Raw genomic sequence first — 24,389 nt, 5'->3', positions numbered from 1 at the left:
CGTCGATCCTTATCGTGCCTGGCCCGAGAAGGAATGTCATTGCGACGCCTCCTCGCGCCTTCGGAAATGCCCGCGCAACAGGTCACGCCGGTTGACCGCCGCGGGCGGGGCGGGCGGCGGTTCGAGCGTGGCAGGATCAAAGAAGGCCCGGGCCGCTTCGTCCGCTGTTTCGAGGGCAGCCTCCATCGTCGCGAACTCGAAGACCGGCGAAAACAGCGAGCAGGAATCGACACGGTCAATCGCATCGAGTTCACCGGCAATGAACTCGACCTCACCCGCTGGCAGGCTGACACGGAGGGTCGTACCGGTGGCAGCTGGGGCGGAGGAAGGGCCCTGCGGCAGATCCGCTGCCACGAGATTCATGAACCATGGTGTAGTCACGATGCCGAACGCACGACCGCCGTAAGTTCGAAAACCGGTCGAGGCAATGCCAAGCGCGGGATTGCAGATCGGCACATCGGCCATGGCGGTCGCGTAAATGTGCCGGTAGCAGGCCTCGAGCCGCCGGCCGAGCGCCTGCGCGGGATCGATCTCGGCCGTCTCTGCGACGTCAGCGTCCATCACCTAGCCTCATGAACTTCGATTGCAGCGCATCGCAATTTGGGCAGCGCCAGTCTTCCGGCAGGTCTGCAAACGACGTCCCCGGAGCAATCTGCCAGACCGGGTCACCCTCAGCGGGATCATAGACATACCAGCAGATACCGCATTCCATCTGGTCGTCGTCCGACATGGTCTCGCGCTTGCCGAAATTCTCGAAGGCGCTCATTTGAAATAGGCCTCCTCGATCTCACGCAGCCTCGCCTCGGAGTCGCGGAAATCATCCTCGGCGGCGATCGCGACCGAGGGAATGTCGCAGATCTCCAACGTATCGAGGATGATCGTGCCCATGGCGTTGTAGAACTGGACCGACCAGACATTGCGCGTGCCGGTCACTGCGATGCGGCAGGTGCCGTAACCGCGCGAGGTGAGCTGCACTGGCCCGGCACCCAGCGTTTCCTGCAGGAAGGCCATGTCTTCCGGGCTCATCGGGAAGAGCGAGAAGGTGATGATATGGCCCGGACCGTCGCTGTAACGGGCGATGCGATCACCGATCTCGGTTAGCACGGGCATAACGTTCATGGCGCCGGTCGGCGCCGGCCCGTGGCTGATCGAGCCCGGCAGCGCCGAGCACGCCTCTTTGACAGCGGCGGGAATGCTCGCGACCTCGATATAGTCGGCAATGAGCCGGCCCTCACCGTCGGTGAAACGGACGCGCCAGACGCCAGCCATCACCGCCTCCTGCATCCGGGCCGTGATGCCGTTCGCCAATGCCGCGACGCCGGCGACCTCGCCCTCGCCGAGAGTCTGGGCGATCAGTTCCTTGTCGTCGTCGGGGAAATCGGTGATGTCGAATAGCCGGCCCGGCCGGTCGGCCTTCTGAACGGCGAGCGCGTCAGCGAGTTCCGGCAGGAGCATCGCCGTCCGCCGACATCGGCGGATCATTTCCTCGGCGCTGCTGGTGGCGAGGAAATTGAGCTTGCGGGCACGCAGCGGCGGCTCGGAGCCGATCGGGGGCATCACCGCCATCGCCGCATCCTCGGCCTCGGGGGCGACCCAGAATCCGGCCTTCATCGCACGATCTCCTTGCCGGCATGGGTGATCTCGACCTTCGGTCCGCCCGAGGGCACCATGACCGGCGCGTCGGGCGCGAGCCAGGCGCTGATCTTCTCGACATATTCGGACCAGTCGCGGATCTTGCCCAGCACGCCGACCGGTTGGTCTCGACGAGTCACGGCGAGGCTCGGCATCACAACGACGTTAAAGCGGGCCTTTAGCTTGTCTTCGGCCGTGCGGAGGACCACGGCGCCGCGCAAGCGGCCTTGGAAGGCCTGGAGGATATGCGGGAGGACGACGGCGACGTCATCGGCTTCCGGCCGCTGCGACGGAACGCCGGTGAAGAACAGCACGGCATTGTCGGGTTGACCCGCCGCCGGAGCGAGGAAGGCATCGATATTCGTCTCGTCGATGAGGGGCAGGCGCGCCCGCTCGCTCAGGGCGCGGACCAGGACAGATGGCATAGTCTCCTCCACAAATCACGATGCAAAACATTCCAAGGAAATGAGGAGCAAGCGGCGTGCCAGACTTGGGAAAGTGAGATTCCGCTGATCTGGAAGACAAATTTCCGTACAAAGTATCGCGGGCATCTGGATGGAAAGTCCTTCCACTTTGGAAAATTTCTTTTCACTCGCTACGCAGATGCGGCGGCAATTCCGGCTCGCGCGAGGTGAGATCGGCAAAGAGGGCGTCGAAAGCCCTCCCCTCGACAGCTTCAGCAAGACCCGCGAGTGCGTTGTCGATGGCGCGGGCCTCGTCGGCGTCCAGCACCCGGATGGCGGAGCCGAGATGGGTGAGTAGGTAGGTTCCCGGCGGTTGTGGGCCGACCAGCATGAGAGAGATCGAGGATATCCGGCCATGTCGCTCGCAGTGGGCGACGAACTCATTGCCGGCGACGACCCGCATGGGAATGCCGATGCACATGATGCTCCTCCTCCGTCGTCCAGATCTTATGAAATCGGGAGCCGCGGTGCGCAGGGTGCCCACACGGCTCCCGACCGGCCTCAGCCCTGGGAGAAGTTCAGCCGGCCAGCGGGACTGCACCGGCAAGGGCAATGGCCACGCCGGCGATCCGCGCGGCAACTCGCTGGGCGTTGCCGAACCTCAACAAGGCCAGCCCGAAACCGGTGAGATGAAGGATGACCGTGGCAGCCATGAAGCCCGCCACATAGCCGCCAGCATGCGCCATCGCCGGAAGTTCGGCGCCATGGGCCTGGCCATGGAAGAGCGCGCATATTCCAACCACCGTCGCCGCGACCGACGTTGAAACCTTCACTTCGAAAGCAACCAGCAGACCGAGCAGCGCGACGGTCAGCGCGATCCCGGTTTCCACCATTGGAAAAGCGAGGCCGTAAATGCCCAGGGCGCCCCCCACCGCCATGACCGTCACGAAGGCCAAGGGAACGATCCATTGGGCTTTACCGCCCAGCGTCAAGGCCCAGAAGCCAACCGCGATCATCGCCAGGATATGATCGAGACCGCTGAACGGATGGCTGAAGCCGGCAAGCGCGCCGTCGGTGTGAAGGCCGATATGCGCGTGGGCGATGCCCGGTAGCGCCATCGCGACGAGCGACGCCGCAACCCTGCGGAAATTCATGATATCCTCCTCAATAGCGCAATGCGGCCGATTCGGCTCGGCGCTCGTAACGTTCGAAATCGATGTCGTTTTCAAGTAGTGGCCGAACCGCTGCTCCTTCCGGTCGCGCAGCGACGACGACGCCCCAGTCCCGCAATATTCCTACTGCCGTTTCGATTGCGCGCGGTATGACTGCCTTGACCCGCGTCGTCAGCGGGCCGCCCCAGTCCTCGAGATCCAGCGGCTGGCACCCGATGAGAACCAGCCGATCGGGATAGTGCCCCATGAGGTCAGCGGCGCTCAGCACCTCCTGGAAGCCGGTCTGATGCAGGCTCATCTTCTTGGCGCCAGTAAATTTCGGCACCTCGTCGTCTTCCACGATCTTCATCGTGCCCGGCTCGAGGCCGTAGTCGATGGCGTCGAACACGATCAAACGATTGTGTTCATTGACGAACTGCACGAGATAGAGCCCCTGCGTGCCGCCATCGAGGACGGTGACATTGTCAGGCACCCGATACGCCTTGTGGAAGGTTTCCACCGCGCGCACGCCGAAGCCTTCATCGGCCCAGAGGATATTGCCTATGCCAAGCACGAGAATCCGCGGGGAAGGCGAAGAGGCCAAGGGATTTGGGGCGACCATCTAGTCCTCCCTGTCCTTGAAGAGCCGTTCGCCGGAAATCATCGACGAGATGATGCTCTGTCGGCTCATAATATCCTCGCGGATCGCCACATAAATGTGAACCATGACGAAGACGAGGATTACCCACATGCCGAGATGGTGGAATGTGTGGATGTCCTGGCTGTTGGGCCAGATCGAGAACACCCAGCCGAAGAGCGCATATTCCCAGCCGTCGCGGCCGGCACCCTCGCTATAGAGCGCAAAGCCAGTGATCACCATGAAGAAGAGCGGCAGCGTGAACATCAGGAACATGGTGAACTGGGAAAGAGGATTGTGGCCGACATACTTCGGCTGCCGGGCCAAGAACGTGTACCACCGCAACTCATGCAGCCATTCCTTCCAGAAGCGGCCGCTCCAGAAGGGCACATAGAAGATCTGGCGGGCATGGATATTGCCGACAAAGGCCCAGTAGACCCTGAGGATAAGGAACACGGCAAGGACCTGCCCCGCCGCGAAGTGGATGAAGCGGATATACCCCATCAGGAAATTGGCGCTGGCCTCGCCCGGCACGGAAGGCAGCGGCGAGCCGATGAAATAGCCGGTTAGCGCGAGCGTCAGGATCGAGACGGCGTTGACCCAGTGCCAGATGCGCACCGGGGCTTCGTAAACATAAATGCTCTGGCGCTCGACGGCCTTTTCGCCGTGGGCGTCGGCGGCTGCGAGAGTTTCATGGATAGTCATGACTAATCCTCCTCACCGGACCTGGACCTTGGCCATTTCCTGACCGTCCGGGCTCATGACATGCGTCGAGCATGCTAGGCACGGATCGAAAGAATGGATGGTCCTGAGGATTTCGAGCGGTTGGGTGGGGTCTGACATCGGCGTATCCATCAACGAAGCCTCGAAGGCGCCAATATTTCCTGCCGGATCGCGGGGGCTGCCGTTCCATGTGGTGGGCACGACGCACTGGTAGTTGTCGATCTTGCCGTCCTTGATTTTGATCCAGTGCGCGAGCGCGCCGCGCGGGGCCTCGGTAAAGCCGACGCCCTTGACCTCCTTGGGCCAGGTTTCCGGCTTCCACTTGTCGATATGGGCCGTAGAGAAGTCGCCGGCCTTAATATTGGCGATCAGCTTGTTCTGGAAATAGCGCATCTGGTGGCCGGCCCAGCTCGATTCGAGCGCACGGGCTGCCGTGCGGCCGAGTGTCGAGAAGAGGGCTGAAACCGGAAGGCCGAGATCCTTGAGCACCTTTTCGACCGGGTCCTTGAACTCCGCCTTGTTCTGGGCGTAGCCGACGACCCAGCGGGCGAGCGGCCCGACCTCCATGGCGTGGCCGCGCCAGCGCGGCGCCTTGATCCAGGAATATTTAGCGGCCTCGTCGAGCTGCTCGATATTGGTCTTCGTCCCCTTGGCGTTGGGGCCGAGTTCGTAGTGTGGCTCGGTAACCCCGTCCCAGGGATGCAGGCCCTTTGTCTCGTCGGGATATTTGTACCAGGAATGGGTAACGAATTCCTGGATCTGCTCGGGATCCTCATGGTCGACCGGCAGCACTTCGGCGAGATTGCCATTGATGATCGCGCCGCGCGGCAGCTTCAGGCTTGCCTCGGAGTAGTCGTTGACGTGCTCGGGTACGTCGCCATAGGCTAGCACGTTCTTGCCCGACAGACCGCCTCCGTAGAGCCAGTCCTTGTAGAAGGAGCCGATGGCCATGATGTCGGGAACGTATACCTTGTCATTGAACTCGATAATCTGGTCGATGATCGAGGCGACCATGTTAAGCCGTTCCATGTTGATGGCGCCGACCGCACCAGTCCCGTCGATATTGATCGGACAGGGTACCCCGCCAACCAGCCAGTTTGGATGCGGGTTCTTGCCGCCGAAGATCGTGTGGATCTTGACGATCTCCTTCTGGAAGTCGAGCGCCTCCAGATAATGCGCCACCGCCATGAGATTGGCCTCCGGCGGCAGCTTGTAGGATGCATTGCCCCAATAGCCGTTCTTGAAGGGTCCGAGCTGGCCTGACCCGACGAATTTCTTGAGCCGGGTCTGGATGTCTTTGAAATAGCCTGGCGAGGAAAGCGGCCAGTCGGACAAGGACTGCGCGAGCGCCGAGGTCGCCTTCGGATCGGCCGAGATCGCAGAGATCACGTCCACCCAGTCGAGCGCATGAAGATGGTAGAAGTGCACGACATGGTCATGGACCTGCAGCGCCAGCTGCATCAGGTTGCGGATCGAATTGGCATTGTCCGGGATGGTGATGCCGAGCGCATTCTCGACAGCGCGTACAGAGGTCAGCGCATGCGTGCCGGTGCAGACGCCGCAGATGCGCTCCGTGAAGGCCCATGCGTCGCGGGGGTCGCGGTTCTTTAGGATGACTTCAATGCCGCGCCACATGGTGCCGGTCGAGACCGCATTCCGGATGATGTTGTTCTCGTCGACATTGACCTCCACCCGCATATGTCCCTCGATGCGGGTGACCGGATCGACGACGATGCGCTTGCCCGAATTGTCCAGTGTGAAGCCGTTGGGTGTTTGAATTGTCACGATGCTGTTCCTCGCCGAGAGTGATTATGATGCGTCGGCTTTTTCGCGCTTGGTGGTCACGCGCTTGAAGGCGGTCACCGCGGCATGGGTGGCGATTGCGCCACCCACGATGCCGGCGGCGGTCATGCCGACCTTGTCGGCGTTGGCCTCGACGCCGAACTGGTGGAGGTTCGTCAGCCGGTCATAGAAGCTGCCGTTGTCCCAGAACCCGTCTTCCGAGCAGCCGATGCAGCCGTGACCTGACTGGATCGGGAAGGAAACGCCACCGTTCCAGCGCACGGTAGAGCAGGCATTGTAGGTGGTCGGGCCCTTGCAGCCCATCTTGTAGAGACAGTAGCCCTTGCGTGCGCCCTCATCGTCCCACTCCTCGACAAACTGGCCGGCATCGAAATGCGGTCGGCGGTAGCACTTGTCGTGGATGCGCTGCGAATAGAACATCTTGGGCCGGCCCTGCCGGTCGAGTTCCGGCAGCTTGCCGAAGGTCGTGATAAAGGTGACGACCCCGGTCATCACCTCCGCGATCGGAGGACAGCCTGGTACCTTAATGATCGGCTTGTCGAGGATGACCTTGTCGATCGGTGTCGCCTGGGTCGGATTCGGCTTGGCCGCCTGGACGCAGCCCCAAGAGGCGCAGGCGCCCCAGGCGATAATCGCCATGGCATCCTCGGCCATCCACTTCAGCTTCTCAACGAAGGGTTTGCCGCCGTCGATGCAGAACATGCCGTCCTCGTTGAGCGGCGGATTGCCCTCTACGGCGAGGATGTACTTGCCCTTGTACTTCTCCTTCGTCTCTTTGAGAATCGCCTCCGCTTGATGGCCGGCGGCCGCCATGATCGTGTCGTCGTAGTCGAGCGAGATCATCGACAGCACGACGTCTTTGACGAGCGGATGGGCCGAGCGGATGAAGCTCTCCGAACAGCAGGTGCATTCGAGCCCATGCATCCAGATGACGGGAACGCGTTCCTTGGTCTCGAGTGCTTCAGCCATCGCTGTCGCGCCACCCGGGCCGAAACCGAGGCTCGCGGCCGTCAGGCTGCAGAACTTGGTGAAACTGCGCCGGGTGATCCCCTGGCGACGAATGACGTCATATAAGGTTTCGGCAGCTGCCATGTTGCTCCTCCAGCAATTTCATCCCCATCGCATCGCCCGGATGGACGCCGGGCTCTGTCAGAAATGCCTGCAGCAAGAAGCGGACCAATTTACATTGCAGTTTGACGCTTGTTTACGCCACTGATCGCGGCTTTCAGCCCGGATGACAACGGCTTGACCTTTCGAGAACGGTCACGGCATTCAGTTCCCGCCATCGCTGACGCCTGGTAGTCAGGCTCATAGCTCATGATGACGCGGTCCAGCGCGCTCTTCCTGAATCTCGGCCTGCTCCCTTGCAATCTGCGCGGCCTTTCGACCAAGTCGGCCTGCTTCTGCTTTACGCTATTGTCGTTCAAGGCTCCGTTTTCACCGGAACCAGGGGGCGGGGATGCCATTTTAGGTCTGGTGGTTTTTGCTACCTAATGCCCGACAAATGGCTGAGTTTGTAGAGCCGCCGCGATGGTATACCCAGGCGGTCTTGAACTGCACGCCGATCTCGCGCGAGAGCTGCAGCGCGCCTTGCCCTTGACGGAATTCACCGAAAGCCAGATGGACATGACCATTTTCTTGAAGCTGAGCTTGCGTGACGCGAAGACCGTGCCCGACGACGGTGAACACGGCCTTGCAGGCCTTGTCGGAGCATTTGAAGCGGCCGCGGCTCATCGAGCAGCAACGCAGCGTGCCGCACTTCGGGCAGAACAGTTCGCCGTCAGTCTGTGGGCAGCGCATGCGTTTGAACCAGCCATGGGCCGTCGCCTCGCGGACCTTTGCCAAGTCCATGACGGTGAGCGTCCGGCACGCGGGCGACAGCAGGAAGTGCTGTCCCTTGGGCTGATTTTCGGACGTGGCCAACGCTCAGCCCCTCCTTTGCCTGGTAAGCGGCTGATCCGCGTATTTCCAAGCCTCCGGACGGAACGGGGACGTGCAGGACCGTGGCAGCAGGCTGCACGACGGTCGAGGCGATGACGAATTGGATGGCAGTCATGTTCAGGCTCCAGGTTGCAGGCACACAGCACTCGCAGTGGCCGCGCGGTCACCGAAAGATCAGAGCTGTATGTGCGCCGTCCTGAACATGGGGCGGGCTCATACCTGGAAGGCAGACGGGAGTCGATCGAGAAAGAGGTAGATGGTTAATGTCGCCGATGCCGACGTGGCGGTTCTTTGCTGCCTAATGCCGGAGTTTTTCCAGGGGCACCATCTGGTCGCAAGGGTGCGGCAGGTGCGGTAAATACGTTCGCACATCAAATCGGCCCAGCCTTTGAGTTCCACGTGGAAGGGGCGGTTTCCTGCAATCGGTCTTGAGAAGTCAAGATGACAAATCCCTTGAAAATCGCACTCACTTAGCTTATGTCTGGGAAGTCACGGGCTGCCACACGATCCCTTCGGGGAGTGCAAAAGGGCGGCCCTTCGTTTTGTTGAATGGCTCTCGTACCGTATACAAAACCACACGCCACAGCAGCACAACGAATAGCCCACCTGCGAGGGAAGGGATTGGTAATCCTGCGCCCTAGCGTGGCAGCCCGCAAGATAGAAGCCATTGGCTATGAGCGGTTGCGCATCTATTTTCTAAGTCGCCGGCAACTTAGTGACCCCGGCCGCCCCTTCGATCCAGGTACTACCTATAAGGACATCATTCGTCTCTACGAATGCGATATGCAATTGAGGGATGCCTGCTTCTCCGCTGTTGGCCAGTTCGAACTCCTGCTACGGAACACTATCTCGGAAACGCTTAGCCATAACTATGGCAGTCACCCCTACTATGAAGTGAATGCCTTTCGCGACCCAGCATCCAATCTGAATGCACTCCAGACTTTTGCTAGAGTGTATGAGAAATCGAAAGACAGTCGCGCCAAGCACTATCGTGATACCTATGGCACGCCAATCATGCAACCGATTTAGACCATGAAGGAATTTCTCACCTTTGGCGCGGCTGCGCGTATCTTCCAATGCCTCAACGGAACAACAAGGACCGCGATAGCCACGCAGTTCGGGGTCAGCTCCGACCACGTATTCACAAATTGGCTGGAATGCCTGGTCGATCTGCGCAACATATGCGCGCACCATGATCGTCTATTTAACCGCAGTTTTCAAAAGCAGCCCAGCACCCAGCGAAGCGCTTCCCTCCCGACGGCTCCCGGCAAAAAGCTCAAAGCCATCCTAGAGTGCCTGGATTATCTCCTCGAAAAACGCGGGGACCCGGCCCACATAGTCGACAAGATTATTCGACGCCATCCCGAGGTGCGGCCTGCAGAAGCGGGATACTGATCCTAAGGGTTGGTAGTGCCCGCAAAAAAACGTTCCCAATCAATAGGTTGAATTGCACCCGGTGGCGTTTGCTACCTTATGCCGGACATTTCGTCGGGTCGTGGTCGAGTAGCTCAGCCATTCGGCTTTCGCCCTCACAGATCCGCGCGGGCGGATTTCGCGCAACCGGCTCTTCCCGAGAGTAACCCGCGTTATATGTTCCCCGGCCGACCAGCCGACAGCGCGGCAAGGATTGAGAGCGGCGAAGCTTCCGCTAACGCCTACATTTCTCCGGTATTTCGGCGATGCATTCCTCGAGACGCTCCAGGCGGAACTTCGCATTGCGAAGTTCATGTCCCGCTTCGTGCCGCCTATGGCGCCCCTGAGGTGTGGTCGCCATGAGGTCGCGCTCCAGTTCGGCTATGCGCGCACGCACCTGCCGAGCCTCGTCCTGACGCAACGCTTTGATCCATCCACGCCCGCGCATCGGTCTTCCTGTCAACACCGCAAAAGCCATGCGGGGCTATGCCACCGAGACCCTAATTTCCGGCAAGCCGAAAAGTTCTAAATTTAACATCCACTAATATAAGTCTAGTCGCATCGGCATCGCCGTCGGCGTTGGCGGCTTGACGCGCGCATCGACAACCGCAAATCGCGTGATGCGTTCGACGGCCAGCCACGCGCGCTGGACGCCGAGCACGTGATGGAAATCACTGGCCACCCGGTTGGGGCGTTTGCCCCTTCGGCCTCGCCTCGCCACTGCCGGTCTATTGCGATGTGTCGCTGCGCCTACGATCACGTGGTGCCGGCGGCCGGCGTAATCAATGCAGCGGGTAAGAATCGGCGCCAAATGGTGCGAGACTGCCAAGATGGCGGACCTGCGGCGCATGCAATGATCGACTGACAGTGATGAGCGGCAGCCAAAGCGCAGTGACAGGCCGTTAAGCGCCGGGCAGCGTGCCCTTCGCCGACACCTCGAAGACATCGAGCAGGATGGCCAGCCCGACGCCGAACGCGGTCAGGATGAGGCCGGCCATGAAGATGCGGTTGGCGCGTTCGTAGATGGGTCGGCGCAGCGAACTCATGTCGAGCAGCTTGGACAGCGCCCGCATCTGCAACGCGATGCCGACCAGGATCGGCACAACGGCGAATAGGTCGTAGAGCCGCCATGGCACGGGGTTTGCCGCCCAATGCGTGACGAAGCCGAGCGAAAAGGCAAGCAGGATGCCCACCACGGTGACCGTGCCGTTGCGGAAAATCGTCTCGATCAGCTCTTCCTTCGGATCGTGCTCGTCCAAGCGTCCCTCCCTTCCCTCAGCAGTAAGAGGGCTTTGCACAGTGTGAGACTAAGCTCTCGGGAAAGCCTGTACATCGCCGCCAATTAGTCAAGAGAGCTTCTGACAAAACGAACAGGTGACTGTGCTGGGAATTAGCGGAACAGGGCGGTGAAACGCCGTTGACTTTGGCACAGACTGAGACCGGCGACCGGGGCCTTGTGCCCTATCGCCTCATATGGGCGCTCCTCGTTGTAGTATCTGCGACAATCCTGCAACCTTTCGAACCCCTTTGGCCTGACTCGCGCCAGATACCCAGCATGATGCCATCACAACGTGCTGGCGAGGGAAGCATTGTCTGCACTTTGGGATCATGCCCGGCATTGCCTTTCTCAAAGAGGTCACGATCGTCTCGTCCCAGTCGCAATCATTCTTGATTGCGACTTTCCGTAGCCAGCTCCGGCCATTATTTCCCTAAGATCTGCGATACAGGTCGAGGCGTTGTCGCCGTTTCGGCGGGTAAGATAGGCAAGACGACCTCGGGTACCTTTCCGGTCAGCGAGTTAAGGAAGGCAACGAGCAGGTCGACTTCTTCGGCCTTCAATTCTTCGCCGAGCTGGGTAGTCCCCATGATGGCCACGGCCTGTTTCAGATCCCAAACCTTGCCCGAATGAAAGTATGGCGCGGTGAGCGCCACGTTGCGCAGCGGCGCCACGCGAAAAACATAGGAATCGTCGGCTGAATTGGTGACGGCGAAGCGGCCCTTGTCTTTTTCCGGCCGCACCTCGGCGCTGGGCTTTTCAACAATGCCAAATGCGTAATAGGCCTCCCCGCCAACGTTGATACCGGCATGGCAGGAGGAGCACCCTTTCTCCATGAAAAGCGCTAGGCCCTGTTTCTGTTCGGAAGCCATGGCGGCGTCATCGCCATTGAGGAAAGCATCGAAGGGCGCCGGCGTGACCAGTGTTGCTTCAAAGGCTTCAACTGCCTTGGCTAAGTTGTCGAAGGTGACGCGATCGGCCGCACCGGGGAAAGCTGCATCGAACCAATCGACATATTGCGGCATCGACTTGAGCGTCGCGATGACTTGATCCGGTGTGTTGGCCATTTCGACACCGGCTTGGACCGGTCCTTTGGCCTGAGCCTTCAGGTCTTCGGCGCGACCATCCCAGAACTGCGCGATGTTGAAGACAGCGTTCAGTACCGTCGGCGCGTTGCGCGGTCCTTTCTGCCAACCATGGCCGATCGAGGTTTCAAGATTGTCGTCGCCCCCGGTGGCCAGGTTGTGGCACGAGTTGCACGACAAAACGCCTGACGCCGAGACGCGCGGATCGAAGAACAATGCCTTGCCGAGGGCGATCTTTTCCGGTGTGATCGGGTTGTTGGCGACTGCCGGCGTGGTGGACGGCAAAGCCTTGAAAGTGCCCAGTGCCGTTTCTCTGAGGTCGGCGGGGATCGGTTCCGCAGCAAAAGCGGTGGCGGTCGGCAAGGCGACAGCCATCGCAGTGAATAACATTTTCATAAATGATCTCCGAGCGTTGTGCACGGAAGCCATTGTGGGATATGCGGTTCGTGAACGCCCTGCGCTAGATCAACGGCGGGAGAGGACCGGGCCTGACGGCCAGACTTTATCGGGCGTGTGATCGAATGGCAGAAACCGCCACCCAGCCTGTGTCCATCGCACCGACCGTGGATCCCAACACGTGGCCGGGCGCCATCGCAATTTGCTCGCGCTGACGGCCGGGTTGGTTCCTTGGGGGTGGCGACAACCACCATGACAATGTCAAGGCGGAAAGCATCATGGAGACCATGAGGGGTCGAAGCCATGTATCCGATGACGTACGAACCCTTCAGCGGCGCGAAATAACTCCGGCTTTTTCATTTTGCAAAATTCAAACGGAGGGGATCGAGAATCAAAGCCAACTCCGACCCAGTTACGGGAAAGCCAACACCGAGCGCATCAACGTGCATGACGGTGGGATGCGGCGCTATTGACCTCGATGCTGGATGAGCATCCCAATAATCCTGTCGAGACACTTGTTGCGTTCGGCGGCAACCCCCACTATGAAGCGACGCTTCGCCGACTATGTTTCAATCCGCCTGGAGATTTTCATGACAGATGAAGCCGACAAAAACATCGACACCCTCATCGAGCTCACCGCCGATGTCGTCTCAGCCTATGTCTCCAACAATCCAGTTCCGGTGGGGGACCTCCCTGCTCTGATCGGACAAGTGCATGCGGCTTTGAAGGGCACCGCCGGAAGCGTCTCCGCAGCAGAAGAGCAGCTGGTCGTCAAGCCTGCAGTCCCGATCAAGAAGTCGGTGACACCGGACTACATCATCTCCCTTGAGGACGGGAAGAAATTCAAATCGCTAAAGCGCCATCTGTCGACGCACTATGGGCTGACGCCGGACGAATATCGCGCCAAATGGGGCCTGCCGTCGGATTATCCCATGGTCGCCCCGAACTACGCCGCAGCGCGCTCGGCATTGGCCAAGACGATGGGGCTCGGCCGCAAACCGAAGGAGCCGGAAACGCTGGCGTCGGCGAAGCGGACCCGCAAGAAGGTCGCGGCTTAATCTCGGCAACCGAGATTCGTTTTGGAGTGCGCTGCTGCCATTGGCATGATCTGCGCGGAATATGAAAGGGCGGGGGGAGCAACCCCGCCTTGTCTTTGCAGACAGCCTGGTTTCAGGAATTCGCGACGGCTTGCAGCAGTCTGCTGACCGATTCTCCGGTCAAGCCATGTTCTCGCTCACTCCTGTCGAGCGGGTCAGCCCCGTCCGGTGACGTGCCGCGTGCTTCCGGCTCTTGCGGGACGCAGCCGAAAAATCAGCCAGCTTTGCTGAGGCTGCCAGCGGATGACTTGCCAGTGCGGCGGTCCTGTTCGACCTCATAGTTGATCTTCTGACCTTCATTGAGGGTCGAAAGGCCCGCGCGTTCGACAGCGGAAATGTGGACGAAAACATCCTGACCGCCATTGTCGGGCTGGATAAATCCAAATCCCTTGCTGCTGTTAAACCACTTCACTGTTCCGGTCGCCATATGCGTATTCCTTTGTAACAATTGCAACGTGGGCAGGCCGTCAGGCCAGTCCGATACATAGCCGACACTTTAGGCAATGCAATAACGAAAAATTGCAGGGCCCGGCTCGATCTACTGATGGTGGCGCCACTGGGTCAATGGCCGGGTGGTTCACTTCGCCACCTTAGTGCATAACCCCGGCGGCACGCTTGAGAACCCGGCTGACGGTGGCGGGCGAGGCGCCGACCTCCATGGCGATGTGCTTGCCGGCCAACGTTGCCGCCGCTACGCCACTATGGGCGATCGACGTAGCGGTGACCTGGGGCATATCGGCAGACCGCGAGGAACGGTCGACCATGCCGGCCCGCCCTTCGGCCTTATAGCGCTAGACCCAGCGCGCCACGATCTTCGCCGACACGCCGCAGACGCGCGCCGCATGGGCTTTGGAATGCGCCTTCTATTGCCGACAGCGCCATCTCCTCTCGACGAAGCGGCGTGAGACGGGCATTCCTGTGGATGTTCATTCGAACCCTCCGATGGATGCTGAAGCCTGGTAACTCCAGTCTCCATCGGGGGGTCCGAATGGACTACCTCCCCGAAAGCTCACAGCTAGGCGCTCCCTGTCGGCTTGGGTGCACGGCCCAGCGTCTAGCAGCCCGCGATCTTGTCGGGAGGTGTACACACATTGCCTCGCGATCCCTGATAGCTTTGGACAACACTGGCAACTGATCAATCACGTTGCGGAGGCCAGACCTGGCAATGTCACGCTTTACCCAGGTGTCTTCCTTGAGCGCCTCCTTGAAATCGGCCTGCCAAGCTCCGCGTCGCCTCTCCGCCACCTCCACTGCGAATAGCCCGGCGGCCACCTTCCCTTCCCTACCAGCCAAGGCTCCTGACTCCTCTGCTCGTTCAGCGTCGACCCTGGCCTGCTTGTCGACGACAGCGTTCTGCGGCGACCAGCATCGTCTTCATTCCGACCCTCTCAGTGCCGCCGCCGATTCGAGAAGCTTCCTATCCCCCGCCGCGGCAGCACGCTCAATGGTCTTCCGCACAAGCAAGATATCGTCGCAAGCGCTTCGCGTTCAGGGGTGTCCGATGTCCGACAATGTCGGATACGCAACATAGCAGAGCCCGAATTATCACATTGGCGAAACGGCTTTCTCATTTGGCACGGCACGTGCGGGGTCATGCGCAAACGCGTCACGGACCAAGGAGAAGCCGTCCCATGATCACCTCATCGAAAAATAGCGCCGCGGGTCTCCCGAACCCATCCAGAGATGAGGCTCGAGCAGGGCCTGGCAACACGAAGACGGTTGCTCATCAGGCTCGGCGCTGCGCGACGATCCACCTTCTCGCGCAAGAGGAGACGGGGACGAAGCGCCTTCAAAATGAGGAACAAATCACTTTGCCTCGAGCCTTGCCGGTCGACCCGACACCACAACCGGAGCCATCGATCAAACTTCGGCCCCACTGGCGGCGCAGGTCATTCATTGCGACCGCGTTGGTTCTCGCGACGACCGCTCCGGTTCTTGCCGCCAACGATCATGGCAAGGTGACGGATTTCCTGCTCGACAACGGCATGGAGGTGGTCGTCATCCCCGATCACCGTGCGCCGATCGTCACCCATATGGTGTGGTACAATGTCGGCAGCGCCGACGAGCCGCCGGGCAAATCTGGCATAGCCCATTTCGTCGAGCATCTGATGTTCAAGGCGGCGACGACCAACCATGCCGCCGGCGAGTTCGACCGCGCCGTCTCCGCCGTCGGCGGCGCGCACAATGCCTTCACCGATTACGACTACACCGCCTTCTATGAGACGGTGGCGCCTTCGGCGTTGGAGCAGATGATGAGCTTCGAGGCCGATCGCATGTTCAACCTCATCCTCAACGATGATGATATCAAGACCGAGCGCGACGTGATCCTGGAGGAGCGCCGCTCGCGCATCGACAACAATCCGCAGGCGGTTCTGGAAGAGGAGGTCGACGCGACGTTATGGCAGAGCCAGCCCTACCGCATCCCGGTTATCGGCTGGATGCAGGAGTTGGAGAAGCTGAATTGGAACGACGCGGTCTCTTTCTACGACCTATATTATAGGCCCAATAATGCCGTGCTGGTGGTGGCTGGCGACGTCGAGCCGGAAACGGTGAAGGCGCTCGCCGAGAAGACGTATGGAAAGGTTGCGGCTGGTCCTGGTTTAGCCCGCATCCGGCCGGTTGAGCCGGAGCAGAACACCAAGCGTACGGTGACACTGACCGACGCGCGCGTTTCGGTCCCGAGCTTTTCGACGCAATGGGTGGTGCCGTCCTATCATACTGCCGAACCTGGCGAGGCCGAGGCGCTCGACCTCTTGGCCGATATCCTCGGCGGCGGCAACCGCAGCCGGCTCTACCAGCAGCTATTGGTGAAGCAGGGCATTGCCGCCGAGGCCGGCGCCAATTTCCAGGGCACCATGCTGGATGCCACCAATTTTGCCATCTACGCCTCGCCGCGCGGCGATGCCAAGCTCGCGGATCTGGAAGCGGCGGCCAATGCCGAGGTCGCCCGCATCGTCAAGGACGGTGTGACCGATGACGAGCTAGACAAGGCCAAGAACCGCCGTGTCCGCTCGGTGATCCTCGCCCGCGACAAACCCGCCTGCTTGGCCCACATGTATGGCTCAACGCTTGCCACCGGCGGCAGCGTAAAAGATGTCGAGGAATGGCCGGACCGCATCCGCAAGGTCACCGCCGATCAGGTGAAGGCCGTCGCCGCCCGCTATCTCGTGCCCGACCATTCGACCACCGGCTATCTCTTGCCCAAGACGGAGAATTGATGTGATGACGAACCAACACCGTGCCGCCCTTGCTCAAGCCCTGCCTTTTCCGCTTTCAGCGGCAGAAGGCAGCGTCGCGCGCCTCGCCACCCCGCTGGCCATCCTTTTCATCGCCATTTTCTTCCTCATCCTGCCGGCGCTCACTGCCCATGCGGCGATGAACATCCAGGAAGTAAAATCTGAAAAGGGCATCAATGCCTGGCTGGTCGAGGACCATACGGTGCCGATCGTGGCCATCCGCTTTGTCTTCGAGGGCGGTACCACGCAGGACCCGGTCGGCAAGGAGGGGCTCATTCATCTGATGACCGGCCTGTTCGACGAGGGCGCCGGCGATCTCGACAGCGAGACCTTCCAGGTAAAGCTCGACGATGCCGGCGCCGAGATGAGCTTTGAAGCGCAGCGCGACGGCATCCATGGCTCGATGCGCATGCTTTCCCTGCGGAAGGACGCCGCTTTCGATCTGCTCAGGCTCGCGGTCAACAGGCCGCGCTTCGACCAGGCGCCGGTCGACCGCATCCGCGCCCAGGTGCTCTCCGGCATCATCGCCGATGAGCCCGACCCCGATGCGATCGCTCAGCGCAAATGGCTGCGCGCGATCTACGGCACGCATCCTTATTCGAGGCCGGACGAAGGGATCAAAGTGAGCATGGCCGGCATAACGCCGGCCGATCTCGGCGCCTTCCACAAGGCCATTTTCGCTCGCGACGGGCTCCATGTTGCCGTGGTTGGCGACATTGACGCGAAGAGGCTGAGTGAAAAGCTTGACCAGCTGTTCGGCGATTTGCCTCAGAAGCAGACCCTCGCCCCCATAGCCGATGTCGCCGCGAAACTCGGACAGCAGGTGGAGGTGAACTACGACCTTCCGCAGACCTCGCTGCAATTGGCTTTTCCAGGCGTCGGACACAGCGCGCCAGATTTCTACGCGGCGCTGCTGATGAACGATATCCTCGGCGGCTCGCCATACACGTCGCGCCTGTGGGAGGAGGTGCGGGAAAAGCGCGGCCTTGCCTATGGCGTCGGCTCTAATCTGGTCGATGACGAGCATTCTAATGCGCTGCTGGTTACGACGGCGACACGCTCGGACCGCGCCGCCGAGACGCTGAGCATCGTGCATCAGGTGGTGAAGGATATGGCACAGCAGGGGCCGACGGCGGCCGAGCTCGAGGCGAGCAAGAAACATCTGATCGGCGCCTATGCCATCAACTATCTGGATTCCTCCAGCTCGATTGCAGCCACGCTCGTCGGGTTGCAGCTGGACAACCTCGGCATCGACCACATCCAGCGCCGCGCCGCCCTCATTGATCAGGTGACGCTCGACCAGGTCAAGGCAGCGGCGAAGAAGCTGCTTTCGGCCGAGCCCGCCATTATGGTCGTTGGTCCGCCGCTGGGGGGCAAAGGATAAGCCCAGGAGCCCCTTCGTCTTCCTTGTCCCCTTGAGGCCTTTTCGCGTGTGGAGCGAAGTCCGGTTTGGCGGCTAGTGAGGTTTTTTAAAGGCCCGCGGAGCGGTTTTCGCGGGCCTTGAGAGGCATTTGCCGGTTCAGGCGTTCGATCCGCCTAAGTGTGGCGCGCTCCTTCTCACCCCAACCTTTCTTCAGGCGGCTAGAGAACGGGGGATCGTGGCCCGCAGACTGGGCGTAGGCCGCCAGCATCCACTGCGTGTGGATGGCGAAGCCGATGTCCATTGTTCATTCGTTCGACTAATGGAACCGCGAGCCATCTTCGGAGAATTCAAAGTGTTCTCCCTCTCCGGTTGGGTACGGTGGTCTACCAGCTGCCTGGCCGAGGCCCTAAGGAACCCGGACGTCGCGGAATACATCGCAGCCTGCTACATACACTCGCTGCGTTGAAGAGGAACGGTATTGCCGCTGTGCCTGCCGATGATCCGCCACCTGAAAGCCCCCGAGCTGTTTGGACCCATTGATCGCCTGCCGGTACTTGGCACGCGGATTGGCAAGCGGACATTCGAGGTCCTCAACCCGTCGACCGGCGAAGTGCTGGCGGACCTTCCCGACATGGGTGTCGAGGAGACACGCGCTGCGATCGACAAGGCCTATGTCGCGCAGCCTGGATGGGCAGGATTGACCGCACGTGAGCGCAGCGACGTTCTGTGGCGTTGGCATCAGTTGATCATCGACCATGCCGACGATCTCGCCGCAATCCTCACGGCGGAGATGGGCAAGCCGCTTGCCGAAGCCAAATCGGAGGTATCGCATGCTGCGGCGTACCTGCAGTGGTACGCCGAGGAGGCCAATCGCATCTATGGCGAGACCATCTCCGCACCATCGACGGACCGTCGGATGATGGTGATCAAGCAACCGATCGGCGTCGTCGGAACGATAACACCATGGAACTTCCCAGCCTCCATGGTGGCACGCAAGATCTCGCCAGCCTTGGCCGCGGGCTGCACCATTGTCCTCAAGCCCGCTGAACAGACGCCGCTCGTGGCTGGCGCAATGTTCGCCCTCGCTTATCAGGCTGGCTTTCCCGAAGGCGTCGTCAACCTGATCTATGCATCCGAAGGTGATGGCGTCGGCCGTGAACTCTGCGCCAATCCCAAGGTCCGCAAGATCAGCTTCACCGGGTCGACCGAGGTTGGCCGGCTGCTGATGCGCCAGTGCTCGGACCAGATCAAGAAGGTCAGCCTCGAGCTGGGCGGCAATGCACCTTTCATCGTCTTCGATGATGCCGATATCGACGCTGCGGTCGACGGTGCGATCCAGGCGAAGTTCCGCAATGCGGGCCAGACTTGCGTTTCGGCGAACCGCCTTTACGTCCAATCGAACGTTCACGACGAGTTCGTCCAGAAATTCGTGGAGAAAGTCCGCCACCTATCGGCTGGTGACGGCTTCGCTGCCGGAGTGGACATCGGACCGCTGATCGACAAGCATGCTCTGGCCAAGATCGAGTCGCACATCGCCGATGCCCTTGCCAAAGGCGGCACAATTCGATGCGGGGGCAATCGTATCGGCAAGGATGGCACGTTTTTCCAGCCGACGGTCCTTACCGAGATTTCCAGCGTGATGGCGGTTGCGCAGGAAGAGACTTTCGGGCCGCTGGCGCCGATCATTCGCTTCGACGATGCGGATCAGGTCGTGCGTGAGGCCAATGACACGATTTACGGCCTCGCCGCCTATTTCTTTGCCTCAAACCTGAAGCGTGTCTGGCGTGTGGCCGAGGCCCTGGAATATGGCATGGTCGGTATCAACACCGGACGTATGTCCTCGGAAGCGGCACCCTTCGGCGGGATCAAGCAGTCCGGCATCGGGCGTGAGGGTTCCCGCCATGGCCTCGAGGACTACCTCGAAATGAAATATCTCTGCATGGGCGGGATCTGAAGCATCTGCTTGCGCGGTTCGCAGATCCGGCAATTGCACGAGCGATCTCCGAAGACGGGAATCGAAAGATCGCTGCTCGATGGGTGCCGGCGTGCGGCTCTGCAACCCGTGGGGACGCAATTCTGAAGTACTGGCTGGATATTCTCTCGACGCGACAAGCGCCTGGTTGTCGGCGAAGGGGCGCATGTGGCGGGCGACAAGCTTGCGAGCGACCAGGCGGTCCTCGCCGAGAAGGCTTCGAACGTTTCGAGTTGCAGTCCGGCAAGTGGCCCGAACAAGGTCTCTACAACGAAGGGCTTGTTTGCAGTGGCGCGCCGCGTGGGCCGGTAGATCAGCGACTTCATCGGTTCCACCCCATGGCAGCGAACCCTCGCTCGATCGACTGAAGCTTCTGCGGGCGGCCTCAATGTTGATACGCAGACGCTTGCCGGTAGCCCAGGGCATCGCGTGGCTCGCCTGCGTCCGGCAGGGCGAACGCTACTTGACTGAGGCTTGCGCGACATCAGCTCAGATCGACATCGGGCGATCCTTGGGGTCTGCGCCTTGTCGCTCAGATCGTCCGTCAACTCATGGGTATCTGCCGATAGAAGCCGGGTACGTGAAGCGTCTTGGAGCAAAGATGTTGCGTCCCAACAGTTCGCTGTGAGCTTCACTGCTTGAGTTTTGCAGGGTGTCCTGCGATCTCGCGCACGATCGATCAGGCGCCTACGGTTGTAGCCATTGTCGGATCTTCGACGATGTCGGACATGCGACACAACGCTATCAGAGTGATCGCATTGTTCTGAAACGATTTTCCTAGTTGGCACGACACATGCAGTCCTATCCGCAAACGCACTGCCGCGCCGCACCGACTGAGAAGACCTCATCCTATGATCACGCTTTTCGAACATGCGGTCGCCGCCGCGAACACTGAGCGTTCCCAAGCCGACGGAAGCCTTTGCGCTTTCATTCGTCAGGTTGTCCGGACATGACCGCATTCGATTTCCGTCCAACGCTGAATGCTCCCGACGATGATCCCTACCTTTGGCTTGAAGATATAGAAGGCGAACGGTCGCTTGGCTGGACCGCCAGCCAGTCGGCCAGGACACTGGGCCACTTCGGTGGAACGCGGTTCGAGCGCGACCGCGCGGCCCTGACAGCGATTTTCGACCGTCCCGACAAGATTCCCCTGATCACCCGCCGCGGTCAGCACCTCTACAATTTCTTGCAAGATGCCCATAACCCGCGCGGACTGTGGCGCCGGACCACCCTTGCCGTCTACATGAAGGCGGATCCCCGGTGGGAGCTACTACTCGATCTGGACGCCCTCGCCGTTAGCGATGGAGAGGACTGGATCTGGGGCGGCGCGTCGATCGAGCCGGAGAGACGGGAAAAAGCCGTTCTGCGCCTGTCGCGCGGCGGCAGCGATGCGGTCGTGCATCGCGAATTCGACCTGGGGACTCTGAGCTTGGTCGCGGACGGTTTCAATCTCCCCGAGGCCAAGGGCGGCATTGATTGGCTCGACCCCAACACGCTTCTGCTTTCCAGCGCGCTTGGTGATGGCATGGCCACCCGCTCCGGCTACGCGCGCACCGTGCGCCTGTGGAAGCGTGGCGCGGATCCGCTCGCTGCGCCGGCAATCTTCGAGACCGGTTCCGAAACCCTCGGCGTGTCTGGCCATCTGGACCGCACCGCCGAAAGCGAGCGCCTTTGGTTTATCGAAAAGCCGGCCTACTTCGAGACGATAGTCCGCATTGGCGATAGAAGCGGGCCGAAGGTTGAGATCGACCTTCCTCGGGACGCCTGGTGGAATGGCTTCGATGACTGGCTGGCGGTAAAGCCGCGCAAACCCTGGACGGTTGGAGGGACTACCTATGCCACCGACGCGCTGGTCGGCATCTCGCTTTCCTCTTTCATGGCCGGCGAGCGCGGCTTCGTCACCCTATTTGAACCAGGCGAGAGGCGCTCCCTGCAGTCATTTTTCTGGAATAACGGCGAGCTCATCATCTCCTACCTGGTGAACCTCGTTCCGCGTTTCGAGACGTTCACTCCGGGCCGGCAGAAATGGACGCGCCGAGCCCTGGACACCGTGCCCGGCCACGGGACTGTTAACCTTCGGTCACTCGATGCGCAACTTCACGAGACCAACGGAGACGTCCTGGTTTGGGCTCAGGATCCGATCACGCCGCCGCAGCTTCTCCTGTTCGACCTCGATGCCGCGCCGCCTCTCAGCGCTTCAGTAATGCTGAAGCGCAACCCGGAAAATTTCGACGCATCCGGGCTGGTGGTCACGCGCCACGAGGCGGTCTCAATTGATGGTGAGATGATCCCCTATACGCAGGTCGGTCCGGCGAACGGGAACGGGGATGCCCCGGTTCACCTCACCGCCTATGGCGGGTTCGGCATATCGCTCCTGCCCTACTACAACTCCTCGATCGGCAAGCTGTGGCTCGAACGCGGCGGCACGTGGGTGGTGGCGAACATTCGGGGAGGTGGTGAGTTCGGCACCCGTTGGCACGAGGCGGGACGCAGACAGGGAAAGCGTCTCGCCCATGATGATTTCGCCGCCGTTGCGGCCGCCCTCGTGCGAAGGGGCATTACGCGGCCGGGGCGGATTGCCGCCGAGGGCGGCTCAAATGGCGGTCTCCTGATCGCCAACATGCTGACCCGCTACCCTGAGCGTTTCGGAGCGCTGTTCTGCACAATCCCGCTTGTCGACATGCGCCGCTACACCAAGCTCTTGGCGGGCGCGAGCTGGATTGACGAATATGGCGATCCCGACAAGCCGGCCGATTGGACTTTCCTCAAGGAAATCTCCGCCTATCACGCCGCGACGCCGGGACAGCCCTACCCCCCGATCCTGCTCGCCACCACGAAGCGGGACGACCGCGTCCACCCGGGCCACGCGCGCAAGATGGCCGCAAAGCTGCAGGCTCTTGGCTATCCGGCTTACTTTTACGAGCCCAGCGCGGGCGGTCACGGCTACGGCAAGGACAACCGGGAGCGGGCCGCATTCATTGCCCTGGGCAACAATTTCCTTCGCAGTGCGATCGGCTGGCAAGCTGATCGGGTTCGATAGGTGGGCGGAACCTAGACAAGGGCCAACGTGTCCAAGTGAGTACAGGTCGATGACTACGAAACGGCGCAAATAACCGGTGCTCAGTCTCACTCGACATGAGCAGTTTCGCTGTGCGCTTGCACCGATCGCATATCGCTCTCGCGATCAGGAGCGCTCAGTCAATCTCAACTAATTCGAGCAGGATTTTTCATAGTGCAGTGCATCAATTTTGAAGAGCAAGGAGAGAATATCATGGCGAGAAAGCGAATGGGCGTGGCGCGGGCAGTAACAGCGGCCGTCCTCATGATGGTGGGACAGCAGGCCGTCGCGGCGGAGCTTCCACAAGCCGCGAGCGCCCCGCAGACAGGACCCTCGGTCACGGAATGGCCAAACCCTTGGCAGATCCGCCTGCGGGCGCTGGGCGTCATCACTAAGGATTCCGGCTACGTCAATGCGGTGCCCGGATCCGGTCTTTCCTATTCGGACACCGTCACGCCGGAACTCGATATCTCCTATTTCTTCACCGACAACATCGCCGCCGAGCTTATCCTCGGCACCACCTATGCCAACATCGCGGGCCAAGGAACGATCGGCGGGCTGGGCAATATCGGCAAGGTTTGGCTGCTGCCGCCCACGCTCACATTGCAGTATCATTTTACCGATTTCGGCGCTTTCAAGCCCTATGTCGGCGCCGGCGTGAACTACACGATCTTCTATAACCAGGATGCCGGTAGTGCCGATGCTCTCAATGTTAAGAACACGTTCGGCACCGCGCTGCAGGTCGGGTTCGATTACATGGTGGATCAGCACTGGGGCGTCAACTTCGACGTGAAGAAGCTGTTCCTGAAGCCAGACTTCGACGTCACGGTTGACGGGGCGAAACTGACGGGGAAGGCCGCGCTCGATCCCTGGTTGTTAGGGGCAGGTGTCACCTACCGCTTCTGATACGAAAGGCGCAGGCGGCTTGTTGAAGCCCTGACCACGAAGTAAGCGCTCATTTGGGCAGCCGACCTGAAATGAAGGGCGCCTCGTGCGCCCTTATACCCTCCAAGGCCGTGACGCTCAGGTGAGATTGGAGAGACGTGTCTTCACTTCTAGTGCAGCAACACTCAACGGCAGCACCAACAAGCCCGATCCGATTGCTTTCGGCTCGCCGGCTGATAGTGAAGATTGGCTCAGCACTGATCTGCGATGCAGAAACCGGAGAGATACGCGGTCCTTGGCTTGAGACGCTAATAGAG

The 24,389-nt window shown here is 60.7% G+C and carries 21 protein-coding genes and 3 pseudogenes; 8 read left to right on the top strand and 16 right to left on the bottom strand.

What is annotated here, in order from left to right; genetic code table 11:
* Positions 1–36 precede the first annotated feature (36 nt).
* From hybE to ABVQ20_RS36635, 11 genes are all read right to left on the bottom strand, one after another.
* Positions 37–561, bottom strand: coding sequence for a [NiFe]-hydrogenase assembly chaperone HybE (gene hybE / locus ABVQ20_RS36685; RefSeq protein ID WP_354464705.1), 525 nt, complete (start codon positions 559–561; stop codon positions 37–39).
* A complete protein-coding gene (locus tag ABVQ20_RS36680) occupies positions 551–766 on the bottom strand; it encodes a rubredoxin (RefSeq protein WP_354464704.1) in 216 nt (71 codons plus the stop codon). Before ABVQ20_RS36680 ends, hybE begins: the two co-directional genes overlap by 11 nt.
* Complete coding sequence (locus ABVQ20_RS36675; protein WP_354464703.1) at positions 763–1,611, bottom strand: hydrogenase expression/formation protein; 849 nt, start codon at positions 1,609–1,611, stop codon at positions 763–765. Before ABVQ20_RS36675 ends, ABVQ20_RS36680 begins: the two co-directional genes overlap by 4 nt.
* Positions 1,608–2,057: a thioredoxin domain-containing protein gene (locus tag ABVQ20_RS36670; protein ID WP_354464702.1), complete on the bottom strand. Its 450-nt coding sequence runs from the start codon at positions 2,055–2,057 to the stop codon at positions 1,608–1,610. Before ABVQ20_RS36670 ends, ABVQ20_RS36675 begins: the two co-directional genes overlap by 4 nt.
* A gap of 163 nt (positions 2,058–2,220) precedes the next feature.
* Positions 2,221–2,517: a HypC/HybG/HupF family hydrogenase formation chaperone gene (locus tag ABVQ20_RS36665; protein ID WP_354464701.1), complete on the bottom strand. Its 297-nt coding sequence runs from the start codon at positions 2,515–2,517 to the stop codon at positions 2,221–2,223.
* 97 nt (positions 2,518–2,614) lie between these two features.
* Positions 2,615–3,190, bottom strand: a complete 576-nt coding sequence (hupE, locus tag ABVQ20_RS36660; protein WP_354464700.1) for a nickel permease HupE — start codon at positions 3,188–3,190, stop codon at positions 2,615–2,617.
* A gap of 10 nt (positions 3,191–3,200) precedes the next feature.
* Complete coding sequence (locus ABVQ20_RS36655; protein WP_354464699.1) at positions 3,201–3,809, bottom strand: HyaD/HybD family hydrogenase maturation endopeptidase; 609 nt, start codon at positions 3,807–3,809, stop codon at positions 3,201–3,203.
* Positions 3,810–4,529, bottom strand: a complete 720-nt coding sequence (gene cybH, locus ABVQ20_RS36650; protein WP_354464698.1) for a Ni/Fe-hydrogenase, b-type cytochrome subunit — start codon at positions 4,527–4,529, stop codon at positions 3,810–3,812.
* A 12-nt stretch (positions 4,530–4,541) separates the two neighbouring features.
* Positions 4,542–6,332, bottom strand: coding sequence for a nickel-dependent hydrogenase large subunit (locus tag ABVQ20_RS36645; RefSeq protein ID WP_354464697.1), 1,791 nt, complete (start codon positions 6,330–6,332; stop codon positions 4,542–4,544).
* A 24-nt stretch (positions 6,333–6,356) separates the two neighbouring features.
* Complete coding sequence (locus ABVQ20_RS36640; RefSeq protein ID WP_354464696.1) at positions 6,357–7,442, bottom strand: hydrogenase small subunit; 1,086 nt, start codon at positions 7,440–7,442, stop codon at positions 6,357–6,359.
* A gap of 375 nt (positions 7,443–7,817) precedes the next feature.
* Complete coding sequence (locus tag ABVQ20_RS36635) at positions 7,818–8,273, bottom strand: hypothetical protein (RefSeq protein WP_354464695.1); 456 nt, start codon at positions 8,271–8,273, stop codon at positions 7,818–7,820.
* Between the two features lie 567 nt (positions 8,274–8,840).
* Here ABVQ20_RS36635 and ABVQ20_RS36630 point away from each other — a divergent pair.
* Both ABVQ20_RS36630 and ABVQ20_RS36625 read left to right on the top strand, forming a co-directional pair.
* Positions 8,841–9,686: pseudogene (locus ABVQ20_RS36630) on the top strand (Abi family protein).
* A 610-nt stretch (positions 9,687–10,296) separates the two neighbouring features.
* Positions 10,297–10,569, top strand: a pseudogene (locus tag ABVQ20_RS36625) (YbaK/EbsC family protein); the annotation flags it as partial.
* A gap of 37 nt (positions 10,570–10,606) precedes the next feature.
* On the opposite strand, the gene ABVQ20_RS36620 reads toward ABVQ20_RS36625, so the two are convergent.
* Both ABVQ20_RS36620 and ABVQ20_RS36615 read right to left on the bottom strand, forming a co-directional pair.
* On the bottom strand, positions 10,607–10,963 hold the full coding sequence (locus ABVQ20_RS36620; protein ID WP_354464694.1) for a hypothetical protein: 357 nt from the start codon (positions 10,961–10,963) through the stop codon (positions 10,607–10,609).
* A gap of 442 nt (positions 10,964–11,405) precedes the next feature.
* Positions 11,406–12,494: a cytochrome-c peroxidase gene (locus ABVQ20_RS36615; RefSeq protein ID WP_435528494.1), complete on the bottom strand. Its 1,089-nt coding sequence runs from the start codon at positions 12,492–12,494 to the stop codon at positions 11,406–11,408.
* Positions 12,495–13,051: 557 nt separating this feature from the next.
* Between ABVQ20_RS36615 and ABVQ20_RS36610 the strand changes: the two genes are divergently transcribed.
* Entirely contained in the window at positions 13,052–13,519 is a 468-nt protein-coding gene (locus tag ABVQ20_RS36610) for a Ros/MucR family transcriptional regulator (protein WP_354464693.1), read from the top strand.
* A gap of 253 nt (positions 13,520–13,772) precedes the next feature.
* Here ABVQ20_RS36610 and ABVQ20_RS36605 read toward each other — a convergent pair whose 3' ends face one another.
* Together ABVQ20_RS36605 and ABVQ20_RS36600 are read right to left on the bottom strand one after the other, a co-directional pair.
* Complete coding sequence (locus ABVQ20_RS36605; RefSeq protein ID WP_354464692.1) at positions 13,773–13,985, bottom strand: cold-shock protein; 213 nt, start codon at positions 13,983–13,985, stop codon at positions 13,773–13,775.
* A gap of 181 nt (positions 13,986–14,166) precedes the next feature.
* Positions 14,167–14,488, bottom strand: a pseudogene (locus ABVQ20_RS36600) (helix-turn-helix domain-containing protein); the annotation flags it as partial.
* A gap of 977 nt (positions 14,489–15,465) precedes the next feature.
* Between ABVQ20_RS36600 and ABVQ20_RS36595 the strand changes: the two are divergent.
* Both ABVQ20_RS36595 and ABVQ20_RS36590 read left to right on the top strand, forming a co-directional pair.
* Positions 15,466–16,776, top strand: coding sequence for a M16 family metallopeptidase (locus tag ABVQ20_RS36595; RefSeq protein ID WP_354464691.1), 1,311 nt, complete (start codon positions 15,466–15,468; stop codon positions 16,774–16,776).
* Between the two features lie 4 nt (positions 16,777–16,780).
* On the top strand, positions 16,781–18,178 hold the full coding sequence (locus ABVQ20_RS36590) for a M16 family metallopeptidase (protein ID WP_354464690.1): 1,398 nt from the start codon (positions 16,781–16,783) through the stop codon (positions 18,176–18,178).
* A gap of 85 nt (positions 18,179–18,263) precedes the next feature.
* Here the strand turns inward: ABVQ20_RS36590 and ABVQ20_RS36585 are convergent, their stop codons facing one another.
* Positions 18,264–18,458, bottom strand: a complete 195-nt coding sequence (locus ABVQ20_RS36585; protein ID WP_354464689.1) for a hypothetical protein — start codon at positions 18,456–18,458, stop codon at positions 18,264–18,266.
* 195 nt (positions 18,459–18,653) lie between these two features.
* On the opposite strand from ABVQ20_RS36585, the gene ABVQ20_RS36580 reads away from it, so the two are divergent.
* The 3 genes from ABVQ20_RS36580 (at position 18,654) to ABVQ20_RS36570 (ending at position 24,093) form a co-directional block, all read left to right on the top strand.
* Positions 18,654–20,111: an NAD-dependent succinate-semialdehyde dehydrogenase gene (locus ABVQ20_RS36580; protein WP_435528497.1), complete on the top strand. Its 1,458-nt coding sequence runs from the start codon at positions 18,654–18,656 to the stop codon at positions 20,109–20,111.
* Between the two features lie 967 nt (positions 20,112–21,078).
* Positions 21,079–23,169 (top strand): prolyl oligopeptidase family serine peptidase, encoded by a 2,091-nt coding sequence (locus ABVQ20_RS36575; protein WP_354464687.1) that lies wholly within the window; start codon positions 21,079–21,081, stop codon positions 23,167–23,169.
* Between the two features lie 231 nt (positions 23,170–23,400).
* Positions 23,401–24,093, top strand: coding sequence for an OmpW/AlkL family protein (locus ABVQ20_RS36570; protein ID WP_354464768.1), 693 nt, complete (start codon positions 23,401–23,403; stop codon positions 24,091–24,093).
* Positions 24,094–24,389: the final 296 nt, after the last annotated feature.

Origin of the sequence: Mesorhizobium shangrilense, assembly GCF_040537815.1 — a bacterium.
In the GTDB taxonomy this organism is placed as follows: Bacteria; Pseudomonadota; Alphaproteobacteria; order Rhizobiales; family Rhizobiaceae; genus Mesorhizobium; species Mesorhizobium shangrilense.
The sequence above is the reverse complement of the archived record's forward strand: the minus strand, read 5'-3'. Positions and strand labels throughout refer to the sequence as shown.